Source organism: Nocardia sp. KT25-26 (assembly GCF_056627695.1).
Map to the genome: position 1 here is coordinate 2,871,788 of NZ_CM152813.1, position 13,319 is coordinate 2,885,106.

Here is a 13,319-nt window from a genome sequence, read left to right on the forward strand (position 1 = left end):
ACTTTCAACACTCCTGCTCGATGCGATGAAATGGAAGGAAGGAAAGCAGTGGCCAGATATCAGTACGTCGTTCTCACCAATCCGGTCGAGGGCCGCGAGGACGAATTCAACGAGTGGTATACGAACACGCACGTGCACGACGTTCTGCGTATTCCCGGATTCGTGGCGGCGCAGCGGTTCGAGCTCAGTCGTGCAGGTCAACGCGCGCCGGAACCACACCCTTGGCGGTACTTCGCGCTCTACGAGATCGAGACCGAAGATCTCGACTCGGTTCTGAGCGAGCTGGCCCGACGGTACGACACTGCCGACATGGTCATGAGTCAGGCATTGGCTCCGGAGCGGCTCGGACTGATCTTCGAACCGATCACAGACCTGGTGGTGAAGGGCGAGTAGAGGTAGTTCTACGCGTGCCGAGCGATTGGTGCAGTGGCGCCCGGTGACGACAGGACTGTTGTCCGGTCGTCACCGGCTGCGTCTTCAGTTCGAACGAAGCGGATAGGCCGGACCTCGTCGGCTCCGCGGCCGATGGGGCGACCGTACTCGACACCGGCCGACCCCTTAGGGTGCGCCACCGCTGCCAGCGCGCACCCGATCGAGTCGAGAACCAGTCGTTGTCCGTGCACGATCCATACCTCGCCGATATGTCCACGTGGTCAACAGCGCTCGACAACGACGCTGATTTGATGAACGACGCATTGCGGTCCCCGTCATCCGCTTTGAGGCGGGCCCTAGATGAGTTATTCCAAGGTGCGCCGTTAGAATCCGGGTATGGCTCGGCGACGGTACGTGGCACGCGGCGTGCTGGGCGGATATTGCGTATGGGACAACAAGGCTTGTCGCTGGCGGGGCGAGGTGTATGAGTTGTGTCCCGACGAGCTGGTGGCCGAGCTCAACAATTCTCGCCGCCCCGACCGGATCACTGAGCTCACCAGGCAGGCTCGGGCACGCAAGCGTTGAATGCTGTTCGCTGGAGTCGTGGGCAGTTGAGGGGTTCGGTCGCACGTGTACCGGGCAGCTGCCGGGTTCCGTCGGTTGTGAGCAATGACATCGACACCCTCGCCACTGCACTCTATGTCACCACCGACGACCTGTTGAAGCTTCGCCCGGATCTGGCTCCCCGGCGGCCCGCGGTCGGATTCGCCCCGGTTGACCGACGCCGAACTGGTGACGCTGGCGGTGATGCAGGCCCTGCTCGGGTTCACCTCCGAGGCCCGCTGGCTGCGGTATGCCCGCACACATCTGCGGCATTTGTTCCGGTACCTGCCGAAACAGCCCGGCTACAACAAGCGGCTGCGCGGTGCAGCCGGCCTGATCCAGGTGGTGATCCGAGTACTGGCCGTCGATACCACGCTGTGGACCGACGACGTGTGGGTGGCCGATTCCACCCCGGTCGAATGCGGCCGGTCCCGCGAAACGGTCAAACGCTCCGACCTGGCCGGATGGGCCGAGTACGGGTACTGCGCCTCGCATTCACGCTATTTCTGGGGCCTGCGCCTGCATCTGATCGCCCCCCTCGGCCGGCTGCCGATCGGGTTCGCGCTGACCGGCGCCAAGGCCGACGAACGCCGGACCCTGCAGGGCATCCTGGCGGCTGACCCTGGTCTGGTCAGCGACCGGCCCGGCCGGACACTCATCGCGGACAAGAACTATTTCGGCGCCGAGTTCGAAACCGAACTCGCCGACGCGGGCCTGCGGCTGCTGCGCCCGGCCCGCAAGGGCGAGGCCGAACGAGCGGGTCATCACCTGTTCAAACCGTTACGCCAAGTTGTCGAATCGATCAATCAGACCCTCAAAGCCCAGCTCGACCTCGAACGCCATGGTGGACGCACTCCGGCCGGTGTCGTCGTGCGCGTCCTGCAACGACTCCTCGCCCTCACCACCGCGATCTGGCACAACGACAAGACCGGCGCACCGATCCACCGATCACTGACCGACTACGACCACTAACGAATCCGATCTGTGTGCTGGCCGCTCCGCGACCCGCACACCCCTTGGAATCAATCATCTAGGCGGCGATGCGCCGGAACCTGCGCCAGCGCATCGCTGTTCAGGTTACGGAGGGCAGGATGTGCTCCGACAAGTCGAGAACCCGAGCGAGCGTGGGGTCACGGTCACCTTGCCGCCACACCAGGTAGCAGAGCACCGGGCGGATGGCGAGGTCGTCGGCGAGTGGGATTATCCTGACCCCTTCGGCGGGCATTTGCCGGGCTGCCGCGTCGGTGGTGAAGTGCAGCCCGACCCCGGCCGCGGCCAGGGCCACACAGGTCCAGGAGTCAGGTGCGGTCTGCACGATGTCGGGCTCGAAGCCGGCGGTGTGGCACGCTGCGGTGAACACTGAACGGACCACGGAGCCTGTCCCCTCTGGCAGGGTAATGAACGGCTGCCCGCGAAGCGCGGTGAGTGAAGCGAAGTTTTGTCCGGCTATGGGGTGCGAAGCGGGCACCACCAGCACCCCGTGCTCTTTGGCCACCGGTCGGCACTCGACCTCGTCGGGCGTGCAGGCGAACCTGGCGATGGCCAGATCGGTCGACCTGTCGAGCAATTCCTCCAGCGCTGTCGGCCCGTAGCGGCCCGGGCGGACGGCCAGCTTGATTCCGCCGTGCTTTTCCCGGACGGCGCGTGCCAGCCGCCCGACCATCGCTTGCGACGACGGTCCCGCGAAGCTGAACCGCACCGTGCCGGCCTCGCCCCGATGCGCGGCACTGACATCGCTGCGTGCCCGCGCCTCGATCCGCAACATCGTGGTGGCGGATTCGAGCAGGACGTGGCCTGCGGGGGTGAGTTCCACCCGGCGTGTGGTGCGGTCGAACAGCGGCGCACCGAGGTCGGCCTCGAGCGCGCGGATGGTCCGGCTGAGATAGGGCTGAGCCAGATGCAGCCGCTCGGCCGCGCGGCCGAAGTGCAGTTCCTCGGCGACGGCGCAGAAGATCTCGAGTCGCCTCAGGTCCATGGCAGTATTATATACAATCTATGGCGAGAGGAGGAGGCTGGATGACATCAATATCGGGGTCACCGCCCACCATGAGCGATTGGCAACGACTGGGTTCGGTGTCCAAGGAACGTAGACCGTTGCCCGACGAGGTAGCTGGTCATCTCCGTGAGTTGATCATGTCCGGCCAGCTCCAGTCCGGCGAGTTCATTCGCTCGGACGCGATAGCCGAGACACTCGGTGTCAGCAACACCCCGGTTCGCTCAGCCCTGGTGATGCTGCAGGGAGATGGCTTCCTGGAATTGGTTCCGCGCCGTGGGTATCGAGTCGCGGAGCTCACCCGCGAGGATGTTCGCGACATGTTCTGGTTGCGGGCGACGCTGTCGGGCGAACTCGCCAACCGTGCGGCGGAGCGGATAACCATCGAGCAGCTCGACCACCTCGCCAGCGTGATCGAGGCGCATGCCCGGGCTGCTGCCGAGCCGGCCGCTGACGTCGAGCACATCGTGGCGTACGGTCACGAATTCCACCGAGTGGTCAATCATGCGGCGAACTCCCGGCGATTGGCATCCGCCCTCGGCGCGAGCGTGAGGCAGGTCCCCAACCGCTTCTACTTCGGCATCGAAGGCCACGGCGCCGACGCATTACGCGACCACCCAGCCATCCTCGAAGCACTCCAGCGGCGCCGCGGTGAGTCGGCGAACAGCATCATGCGCGAACACATCATGGCTGGGGCCGAGGAGTTGATCTCGATGCTGGAGAACCGCGGAATGTGGGCGGATAGCGGACGATCGAAGGCGTTGGACAACTTGCCGGCCGAAGTTGCCTGGCAATCGGGTGGCCGCGCAGGGGCCAATGCGCAGGAGCACGATGATGAATCTTATTGACAGTGCCAGTGTGAATGCCCGGATCCGCGCCGAGCTCACTGGTCACCCCCGAAGTTCGGCCGATCAGCCGCGTCGCGTAGTCAGAGCAAGCCGGGCCGAGGTCGACCGCTCGGCTCGGACCCTTCGACGAGACCTTTCGGGTGCTGACATCGGTCGTCCCCAGAACAGCAGGCTAGGCTGCGGTGAGGACGAAAAGACGCCAGGGACTGCTGCGCGATCGGGTGACAGCGGTTAGGCAGCGTGAAGAGCTGGTGTGGTCATGATGGTCTCGTATTCGATCGGGTGTCAAGTATCTCCGTCAGTTCTATAGGGACATCGGGATCAATTCGCCGAGCCTGGCCTGGCGCCGACGCCGGTGGTAGGTCCGTTCGATCCAGGTGACGATCGCGATTCTGAGCTCGTCACGGGTCGCCCATGACCGGCGGTCGAGGAAGTTGCGTTGCAGCAACGCGAAGAACGATTCCATCGCCGCATTGCAACGACGCAAAGGGGCGTGCCGTCGCCGCACCGTTTCACGCAGGCACGGTCAACGTCAACGTTCGATCCGGTCGTTGGCAGCAGATGTCGACCGTCGCTCGTATCTCGCGGGGCGAGCCTGTAGCGCGAGCGACAACCGTCGTGGGGAGGACGACGCGGCTTGTGTCCAGAAACTTGGACACTCGGTCTGCCTGTTCACGCGCAGTATGGGTGGTGCAGGACACACTCTGCAGCAACCGGACAGGAAGGCACCGTTCAACGATGAGCAGCACCCCAGATCAGGCCACCAGAGAGCTCGCGGAAAGCTGGGTGAAGGCCCTCACCGATATCGATCTCTTCGTCGAGATCAGTCACGACGACTGCCTCGTGTGGCACAGTGCCGACGACAAGTGGGTGACCGTGCCCGACGCGGTCGCTGCCGTGTACGAGCGTTCCGGAGTAGGCGGTATCCCGAAGTTCGAGTCCGTCGGCATCACCTATACCGAGAACGGTTTCTTCCACGAGTGCACCACCGAGGTGTCCATCAGCGGTCAGGAGATGAAGCTGCACCTGCTGCAGATCGTCGACGCCCGGGACGGGAAGGCCGCGCGGGTCCGGGAATACATCGGCCCCGAGATGGGCGTTCAACCCTGAGTCGGGTTGCGCACGTGCGGCCGGTGACCGTGACGCAATGGGCGTGCGATCGCCGGCCGTTTCGTTCGTCGGGCTTCGGAAGCTCCGGGCAGTAGTAGCGTCGGCTCGGGGTCAGCCGGCTGCTGCCTCCTCGGCCCACAATCCGCGCTTCTCCAGCATTTCGATCACGAAGTCGGCACTCTCGTAGATGTGTGCCTCGGTGATCTTGCGGGCAGCCCGGGCATTGCGTTTACGCAAGGCCTCGATCAGCTGTTCGTGTTCGGACGCCATGGTCTGAACGTGTGCCTCGATCGAGGCGTAGAAGTGGTTCGGCAGGTGGTTGACGATGGTCACCAGCAGCCGGGCCAGCCGATCGGAATTCGCGGCCAGGTTGATGGTGCGGTGGAACTCGTGCCCGATCCGGCCGATTTCGTCGATATCCTCCCGGGCCCGCGCCGTTTCGCCTTCGGCGACCAGGTCTGTCAGCCGGTCGAGTTCGGCCGCAGTGATCCGCTTGGCAGCGCGCGCTGCGAGTTCGCCGGAGAGTTTGCTCTGCGCCCAGAACAGGTCACGAATGTCTTGCCGAGTGAACTCGGCTACCACGAAACCCCGGCGCGGGACCAGGGTGACGAAGCCCTCCGCGCTCAGCGACAGCAGGCCCTCCCGAACCGGGGTGATGCTGACCCCGACCGCCTCGGCGATCGGCTCCATCCGGATGAACTCGCCGGGCCGCATGGCACCGGACATGATCTGCTCCCGTACATATGCCGCGACCTGGTCGGGCAACTGCTGGTGCCGAGCACGGGCTCGGGGAGGAAACTCGGTCCTGGTCGTTTTCACTGGTTGCGCCTCCTTCGACGGCCGCCTGCTGCCCGGTTCGCGCCCATGTGAGCGGCGAATGCTCGCAGGTACAATATATCGCTGCCGGGCGCTGGTGTCGTGTGCGGCGCGGTCGCTCCTGTGAAAGCGGCAGTAGCGTTCCAGGCCGTTCTCGGTCGCGCCCGGCCCAGAACCCGTTCGGCCGCCGCAGGCGACGTACTACACCGTATGCCGCGCCGGAGGAGGGTGAAGGATGTGCGGATGCGGTCCTTGCGGCCGGGCGCGTTCGGTGGCCGGTGGGATGCAGGGCCGGCTCGTCAGCCGACGACGAGTACCAGAGTTTCCGCCGCACAGGCGGGTTTCTCGGCCCCGCAGTCGATTACGTACTTCGCCGTGATCACCGCACCGGTCGGCGTCTCGGTGACGTCGGTGAGGGTGCCCGTCGCCCTGAGTTCGGTGCCGACGCGGACCGGGGCGGGGAAGCGGACTTTGTTCACACCGTAGTTCACCCGTGCGGAACCGAAATCGAAGCCGACCAGCTCGCGGGCGAAACAGGGGATGAGCGACAGCGTGAGGTAACCGTGCGCGATGGTCGCGCCGTACGGTCCGTCGGCGGCGCGGGCAGGGTCGACGTGGATCCATTGCCGGTCGCCGGTTGCCTCGGCGAAGGCAGTGATGCGGTCCTGCTCCACGAGCAAGGGTGCGCTGGGGCCGATGGACTCGCCTATGGCGGCACGGACATCGTCGAGTGAAGTGAACACCCGGGTCACGGTTGGCTCCTTCTAACGGGTGGTGAGGTGGACAGTGGCATTCGGTCCGGCTTCGGTCCCGCCGGGACCGTGCAGTTCGAGGGCGATCCCGTCGTGGCGGGTTTCGGTGCGCAGTCGGGCGGGCTGCCCGCAGAACAGCGGTGCCCGGCCGCGGTGGCGCAGTTTCGCCACGGGGGCGCCGTCGGCCAGCCGGTGGGTTTCGGCGAGGGCGAGGGCCTGCAGCGGGCCGTGCACGACCAGGCCGGGGTACCCCTCGGCGCGGGTGGCGTACGGCCAGTCGTAGTGGATGCGATGGGCGTTGGCGGTCGCCGCGGAGAACCGCATCAGCAGGGACGGGTCGGTGCGGAACTCCCACTCGGTGTCGGTGATCTTGTGCAGTGGCCTGGTGGGCGTGCCCGGCGTGGGTGGTGGCTCCACTGCCGGCCCGGTCGGTGTGGCCGCGTCCCGATAGACCAGGTCCTGGGTCTCCTCGGCGGCGAGGACTCCGGTGCGGCCGAACAATCGGATCCGCACGGTCACGATGACGAGGGTCCCGGATCGGCCGTTTTTCTCGGTCACCGAGGTGACGTCGGCGACCCGCATGACCTCCTCGCCGACGATCAGCGGTGCGTGCAGTTGCAGCTCACCGCCGGCGAACATCCGTCGTGGCAGGGTGACCGGCGGCAGGAAGCTACCGCGCTTCGGATGGCCGTCGGTGCCGAGCAGACCGGATGCTGCCCATCGGGGCACGGCGACCCAATGCCACAGTGGCGGTAGTTCGTCCCCGGGCTGCGGGGTTTCCAGTCCGTCGTCGAACAGCGTCGCCAATGCGGCGACCGGCGCCGGGTCGAGCAGTTCGACGGTGGTTTCGGTGTGCGGCCGCCAGTCGGCCGCCGGGTCGAGGTGGGATACGGCGAACTCGCTCACATGTACCGCCCGCCGGTCACTTCCAGCACGGTGCCGGTCATGTACGAGGACAGCTCGGAGGCCAGGAACAGGGCCACCTTGGCGATTTCGTCGACTTCGCCGGCCCGGCCGAGCGGGATCTCGGCCATCTTCTGATCCCATACCTTCGCCGGCATCGCCTCGGTCATGGCAGTGCGGATCAGGCCCGGCTGGATTGCATTGACCCGCACACCGAGGTGGGCGAGTTCCTTGGCAGCGGCTTTGGACAGGCCGACGATGCCGGCCTTGGCGGCGGAGTAGTTGGTCTGGCCGGGCAGTCCGATCTTGCCGGACAGCGAGGACATGTTGACGATCGTGCCGCCACCCCGCTGTCGCATGCTCGCCCCCGCGAGCCGGGTGCCGTTCCAGGTGCCCTTGAGGTGCACACCGATCACCTGGTCGAACTGGTCCTCGGTCATCTTCCGCATGGTGGCATCGCGGGTGATCCCGGCATTGTTGACCATCACGTCGACGGGGGAGAAGGCGTCGGCGGCGGTGTCGAGCAGTTGCTGTACCTCGGTGGCGTCGGTGACGTCGCAGCGCACGCCGCGGGCCACGACCGGACCGCCGAGCTGTTCCGCCGCGGTCGCTGTGGCGTCACCGTCGATATCGCCGACGACTACACGGGCCCCCTCGGCGATGAATCGTTCGGCGATCGCGTAGCCGATGCCCTGGGCGGCGCCGGTGATCACGGCGGTCTTGTCCTGCAGCAGTGGGCCGGTCATGAAATATCCTCACGGTAGTCGGTTTCCGGTGTGGTGCCCGTCTGCGCCAGGATGCGCCGGGCACGATCGACGACGGGCTTGTCGACCATGGTGCCGTCCACGACGGCGACGCCCTGGGTGGTGTCGGTGGCGGTGATGATTCGCTGCGCCCAGGCGATATCGTCGTCGTTGGGCAGCAGGGCGGCGGCGACGGGCGCGAGCTGGCGCGGATGGATGCACAGTTTGCCGGTGAAGCCGAGCCGTTTGCCGTATTCGGCGTCGTCGGCGAGCTGGGTGGCGTCGTCGACGGCCGCTGTGACGCCGTCGATCGGGCCGGGCAGGCCTGCGGCCGCTGCGGCCAAAACCAGGCCTTGCCGGGTGAGGCCGAGCGCGTCCCGGTCGGCAGGGTCGATACCGAGTTCGGCGGCGAGGTCGAAGGTGCCCAGAGCCAGGCGGTGGACGCCCGGAGCGATCGCGATCCGGGCGGCGTCGAGCACCCCGAGCGCCGTTTCGATCAGTGCGATCACCGGGATATCGGGCCCGAGCACGGCGGCGACCCGTTCGACGGCGGCCGGCTCCTCGGCCTTCGGCAGCATCACCGCACATCCGGTACCGGCGAGGTCGGCCAGATCGGCGTCGTGCCAGGGGGTTCCGGTGGAATTGACCCGTACGGCACACGGGTATCCGGCCTCGGCCCAGTCCACGGCGTGGCGGCGTGCGCACTCCTTGTTCGCCGGTGCCACGGCATCCTCGAGGTCGAGCACGACGAGGTCGGCACCGGCGGCGGTCGCCTTGGCGAAGCGCTCCGGGCGGTCGGCGGGAACGAACAGCACGGTTGCCGCGGTGCGCACCCGCTGGGTGATATCGGTGCTGACACTGGTGCTCATCGCCGGCGGACCTGCCGGTTGATCCGTGTGTTCACCGTGGACACTACGAACACTGACGACTCCTTCGTTCGAGGTCGGGGTTGCCGTACGATAAAATATAATATACCTACCATAGGGTGGTGTCCGCCCGGTGGTGTGCCGAGGTGGGGATGGTCGGGGCGGAGTGTGGCCGGAGTCGGTCGATCTGCCGCCGATCTGCCCGTTTGGAATATAGTATATTTAATTGCCTGTTGTCGGCGTCACAGTGATGTGGCGGCCCCAATAACCGAAGGGCTTGTATGACGGAGTCAGTAGTGGCCGGTGCGTTGCCGGCCCACCCCGAAACCGCCTATATAGGTGGAGACTGGGTGCCGGTTTCCTCATCGGTCGGCTTCGACGTGCTGAACTGCAGCACCGAGGAGGTCGTGACGAGAGTCGGCGCAGCGGGCGTCGCGGACGTGGACGCCGCTGTGACGGCCGCCCGCCGAGCCTTCGACACCGGCCCGTGGCCGCAACTGGCCCCCGCCGAGCGGGCGGGGTATCTCCGCGCCATCGCGGCCGAGCTGACCGCCCGCGGTGACGACTTCGCCCGGCTGTGGTCGATCGAGTCCGGCATCGCGTACGCGCTGGCGCGGACCCGGCTGCCGTTGTTCCTGTCCGGCGCGTTCGACGCCTATGCCGACCTGGCCGAGTCGTTCACCTTCCGTGAGCCACACACCCCGATGTCCGGGGGCGCTGGGTTGCTGGTCCGTGAGCCGGTGGGAGTCGTGGCAGCCATCGTGCCCTGGAACGGGCCGGCGGGGCTCATGGCGTACAAATGCGCCCCGGCTCTGATGGCGGGGTGCACGGTGGTACTGAAGATGCCCCAGGAGGCGCCGACCTCGGCCTATCTGTTCGCCGAGATCTGTGAGAAGGTCGGGCTGCCGCCCGGTGTCGTCAACGTGGTGACGGCGGATCGCACCGTCTCGGAATCGCTCGTCCGGCATCCGGGCGTCGACAAGGTGACCTTCACCGGGTCCACCGCCGCCGGCCGCGCCATCGGTGCGATCTGCGCCGACCGGATGGCGCGCTGCACCCTCGAACTCGGCGGCAAGTCGCCCGCGCTCATCCTCGACGACTACGACCTCGGTACCGCGGCGAAAGTCCTGGCGGGCGGCATCAGCTACCTGGCCGGCCAGGTCTGCCACAGCCTGACCCGCGTCATCGTCAGCGAGCACCGCCACGACGAGTTCGCCGAGGCGCTCGGTGCGGCGATGAGCGCACTGCGGGTGGGCGACCCGTTCGACGAGTCCACGAATATGGGACCACTGGCATCGGCGCGGCAGCGCGAACGCGTCGAGGGATATATCGCAGCCGGTACGGCGGATGGTGCCCGCCTGGTGACCGGCGGCGGCCGGCCAGCGGATCTGGATCGGGGCTTCTTCGTGGAACCGACCGTGTTCGCGAATGTCGACAACCGGTCGGTGATCGCCACCGAAGAGATCTTCGGTCCGGTGCTCACCGTCATCCCGGCCCGGGACGAAGGGCACGCCGTCGAGTTGGCCAACGACAACCCGTACGGCCTCAACGCCTCGGTCTTCACCACCGACACCGACCGCGCCTACCGGGTTGCAAGGAAGCTGCGCACCGGCACGGTGGGCCAGAACGGTCCGCGCACCGACTTCTCGATCGCCTTCGGCGGGTTCAAGCTGTCCGGAATCGGCCGCGAAGGCGGCACCGAAGGCCTGCTGCCGTTCCTCGAAAGCAAGACGGTGGTGCTCGACGACGAGCCCACCGCCACCTCCGGCTTCGGTAACTGATCCGCCGGTACCGCACCGCTCGATTCAACTCACCAAGGGAGACAAACGATGAAACCGTACCGTTCGATGCTCTTCGTTCCGGGGCACAAGGCCTCATGGGCGGACAAGGGTGTCGCGTCCGGTGCCGACGCGCTGATTCTGGACCTGGAGGATTCGGTACCGGCCGCCGACAAAGTCGAGGCCCGGGCGACGGTCGCGGCGACGATCGACCGGCTCACCGGCGCCGGTGTGCGCCCCGACCTGTGGGTGCGGGCCAATCCCGAGGTGAGCGGCCTGCTCGGCGGCGACCTCGAGGCCATCGTCCGGCCGGGCCTGGCCGGACTGTTCCTGGCGAAGGTGTTCACCGCCGCCGAGATCGTGCGTCTCGACGCGGTACTGAGCCATCTCGAGCAACGCGAAGGTCTCGCGGCCGGCACGGTACAGCTGATCGTGTCGTACGAGACGGCCACCTCGATGGCCCAGTGCGAGGAGATCGCGGCAGCCAGCCCGCGGGTCGCCTCGCTGCTCGGTGCCACGGGGCCCAACGCCGACGTGGGTCGCGAACTCGGTTTCGAGTTCACCCCCGGCGGGCTGGAGACGCTGTACCTGCGCAGCCGGATCATTCTTGCGGCGCGTGCGAACGGATTGCACCATCCGGTGGCCGGCGTGTGGCAGGACATCAAGGATCTCGACGGAGCACGCCGCTTCTGCCTGGACAACCGGCAGCTGGGCTACCGCGGTCTGGTGGCGATCCATCCCTCGCATGTGGCAATCGCCAACGAGGTGTTCTCGCCGTCACCGGAGGCGGTCGACTTCTACCGCCGGATGATCGCGGCCTTCGAGGAGGCCGAGGCCGCCGGTAGCGCCGCGGTCGATTTCGAAGGTCAGCACATCGATCTCGCCCACGTCAAGACCGCGAAGGGGGTCATCGCCCTGGCGGATGCGCTGTCGGCGAACGCCTGACGACGAAGAAAGGGAGGGAGTGGCCACGGCCACTCCCTCCCTTTTTGCGCCGATCCTATGTCCGAGGGCCCAGGAACAGTCGTTCGTTCGGCAGCCGCGGCAGCAACCGGCCATCCCGGACGGCGTCTCCGACCCATTCGATCGTGTACCAGCACCGGCGGTGCCAATCGTGGATCAGGTTGCGGGCCGCATCGGCGGTGCATGCATAGTCGAAGGCGATGCCGTCCAGCCAGATCCGGAGGTGCACATCACCTTCGGATGGCGGCCGTTGTTCGTCGACCATGACGATGACTCCTCGGGCGCCCGTCGGCTGTGGTCAGGCGCGTTTCTTCGCGGCGCGCACGAGTCCGCCACCGATGATCAGCCGCTGGATCTCGCTGGTGCCTTCGTAGAGGCGCAGCAGGCGAACATCGCGGTAGATGTGTTCGACGGTGACCTCTCGCATATAGCCGCTGCCACCGTGGATCTGCACCGCGTTGTCGGCGACCCGGCCGACCATTTCGGTGCAGAAGAGCTTGGCCGCCGACGGCGAGATCCGGCGGTCCTCGCCGGAAACGTACTTGGCGGCGGCGTCGCGCACCAGGGCGCGCCCGGCCAGCACTCCGGTCTGCATATCGGCGAGCATCGCCTGCACCAGCTGGAAATCGCCGATGGGTGTACCACCCTGGGTGGCGGTCGCGGCATAGGCGACCGATTCGTCGAGTGCGCGCTGGGCGGTGCCGACCGAGAGGGCGGCGATGTGCACGCGCCCACGGGACAGGGAGGCCATGGCGGCCTTGTATCCGACGTCCTCGGCGCCGCCGACCAGCGCATCGGCGGGGACCCGGACATCGGTGAAGGTGACGTCGGCCGTCCAGGAACCTTCATGGCCCATTTTGGCGTCCTTGGGGCCGATCTGCACGCCGGCGGCATCGGCGGGGATCAGGAAGACGGCGATTCCGGGATCGCCCGCGGTGGCTTCCCGGGTGCGGGCGAAGGTCACGAACAGATCGGCCAGGGGAGCGTTGGTGATGAACCGCTTCTGGCCGTCGATGATCCAGTCGTCGCCGTCGCGCCGGGCGCGGCTGCGCAGGCCGGCCGGGTTGGAACCGGCACCGGGTTCGGTGAGCGCGAAGGAAGCGACCACCGCACCGGATGCGATGCGCTCGAGCCATTGCTTCTTCTGTTCCTCGGTGCCGTAGTTCACCAGCACCTGTCCGGCGATCCCGTTGTTGGTGCCGAACATCGAGCGCAGCGCGAGGTTGGTGTAGCCGAGTTCCATGGCGAGTTCGACATCCTGGGTGAGATCGAGGCCCAGGCCGCCCCATTGCTGCGGGATCGCGTAGCCGAACAGGCCCATATCGGCGGCCTGACGCCGGATGTCGTCGGGTATGGCGTCGGTGGCCAGGATCTCCGCCTCGCGGGGGACCACCTTGGTCCGCACGAACTGGCGGACCTGGGTGCAGATCGGTGCGAAGTCCTCGGCACTCACGTCGGACACGGTCGGCTCCTTCGGGTCGATGTCCACGGCCGCAGCCATGATAAAATATATGATACTCGGAAAGGGTGGTTCCCGGGCGATCGATCAGGGGATGTTGTATGCATAATATA

General features: G+C 66.7%; 13 protein-coding genes and 2 pseudogenes. 6 read left to right on the forward strand and 9 right to left on the reverse strand.

What is annotated here, in order from left to right; translation table 11 throughout:
• Window positions 1-48: 48 nt before the first annotated feature.
• Entirely contained in the window at window positions 49-393 is a 345-nt protein-coding gene (locus AC1HFH_RS13005; RefSeq protein ID WP_480243018.1) for a hypothetical protein, read from the forward strand.
• Window positions 394-1,034: 641 nt separating this feature from the next.
• Window positions 1,035-1,947, forward strand: a pseudogene (locus tag AC1HFH_RS13010) (IS982 family transposase).
• Window positions 1,948-2,047: 100 nt separating this feature from the next.
• Here the strand turns inward: AC1HFH_RS13010 and AC1HFH_RS13015 are convergent.
• A complete protein-coding gene (locus AC1HFH_RS13015) occupies window positions 2,048-2,950 on the reverse strand; it encodes a LysR family transcriptional regulator (RefSeq protein WP_480243019.1) in 903 nt (300 codons plus the stop codon).
• A 41-nt stretch (window positions 2,951-2,991) separates the two neighbouring features.
• Between AC1HFH_RS13015 and AC1HFH_RS13020 the strand changes: the two genes are divergently transcribed.
• Window positions 2,992-3,816, forward strand: coding sequence for a GntR family transcriptional regulator (locus AC1HFH_RS13020; RefSeq protein WP_480243020.1), 825 nt, complete (start codon window positions 2,992-2,994; stop codon window positions 3,814-3,816).
• 304 nt (window positions 3,817-4,120) lie between these two features.
• On the opposite strand, the pseudogene AC1HFH_RS13025 reads toward AC1HFH_RS13020, so the two are convergent.
• Window positions 4,121-4,291: pseudogene (locus AC1HFH_RS13025) on the reverse strand (IS3 family transposase); the annotation flags it as partial.
• A gap of 263 nt (window positions 4,292-4,554) precedes the next feature.
• On the opposite strand from AC1HFH_RS13025, the gene AC1HFH_RS13030 reads away from it, so the two are divergent.
• Window positions 4,555-4,926 (forward strand): nuclear transport factor 2-like protein, encoded by a 372-nt coding sequence (locus AC1HFH_RS13030; protein WP_480243021.1) that lies wholly within the window; start codon window positions 4,555-4,557, stop codon window positions 4,924-4,926.
• Between the two features lie 111 nt (window positions 4,927-5,037).
• On the opposite strand, the gene AC1HFH_RS13035 is transcribed toward AC1HFH_RS13030, so the two are convergent.
• From AC1HFH_RS13035 to AC1HFH_RS13055, 5 genes are all read right to left on the reverse strand, one after another.
• Complete coding sequence (locus AC1HFH_RS13035) at window positions 5,038-5,652, reverse strand: GntR family transcriptional regulator (RefSeq protein ID WP_480243022.1); 615 nt, start codon at window positions 5,650-5,652, stop codon at window positions 5,038-5,040.
• Between the two features lie 389 nt (window positions 5,653-6,041).
• Complete coding sequence (locus AC1HFH_RS13040; RefSeq protein WP_480243023.1) at window positions 6,042-6,494, reverse strand: MaoC family dehydratase; 453 nt, start codon at window positions 6,492-6,494, stop codon at window positions 6,042-6,044.
• A gap of 12 nt (window positions 6,495-6,506) precedes the next feature.
• Window positions 6,507-7,400 (reverse strand): HTD2 family dehydratase, encoded by an 894-nt coding sequence (locus AC1HFH_RS13045; RefSeq protein WP_480243024.1) that lies wholly within the window; start codon window positions 7,398-7,400, stop codon window positions 6,507-6,509.
• Window positions 7,397-8,143: a 3-oxoacyl-ACP reductase FabG gene (gene fabG, locus AC1HFH_RS13050; protein ID WP_480243025.1), complete on the reverse strand. Its 747-nt coding sequence runs from the start codon at window positions 8,141-8,143 to the stop codon at window positions 7,397-7,399. The genes AC1HFH_RS13045 and fabG overlap by 4 nt, the downstream gene beginning before the upstream one ends.
• Window positions 8,140-9,009, reverse strand: a complete 870-nt coding sequence (locus AC1HFH_RS13055; RefSeq protein WP_480243026.1) for an HpcH/HpaI aldolase/citrate lyase family protein — start codon at window positions 9,007-9,009, stop codon at window positions 8,140-8,142. Before AC1HFH_RS13055 ends, fabG begins: the two co-directional genes overlap by 4 nt.
• 278 nt (window positions 9,010-9,287) lie before the next feature.
• Between AC1HFH_RS13055 and AC1HFH_RS13060 the strand changes: the two genes are divergently transcribed.
• Window positions 9,288-10,787, forward strand: a complete 1,500-nt coding sequence (locus AC1HFH_RS13060; RefSeq protein ID WP_480243027.1) for an aldehyde dehydrogenase — start codon at window positions 9,288-9,290, stop codon at window positions 10,785-10,787.
• Window positions 10,788-10,835: 48 nt separating this feature from the next.
• Window positions 10,836-11,729 (forward strand): HpcH/HpaI aldolase/citrate lyase family protein, encoded by an 894-nt coding sequence (locus AC1HFH_RS13065; protein ID WP_480243028.1) that lies wholly within the window; start codon window positions 10,836-10,838, stop codon window positions 11,727-11,729.
• 55 nt (window positions 11,730-11,784) lie between these two features.
• On the opposite strand, the gene AC1HFH_RS13070 is transcribed toward AC1HFH_RS13065, so the two are convergent.
• Window positions 11,785-12,012, reverse strand: coding sequence for a hypothetical protein (locus tag AC1HFH_RS13070; RefSeq protein ID WP_480243029.1), 228 nt, complete (start codon window positions 12,010-12,012; stop codon window positions 11,785-11,787).
• A gap of 33 nt (window positions 12,013-12,045) precedes the next feature.
• A complete protein-coding gene (locus AC1HFH_RS13075) occupies window positions 12,046-13,248 on the reverse strand; it encodes an acyl-CoA dehydrogenase family protein (protein WP_480243030.1) in 1,203 nt (400 codons plus the stop codon).
• Between the last annotated feature and the right edge of the window lie 71 nt (window positions 13,249-13,319).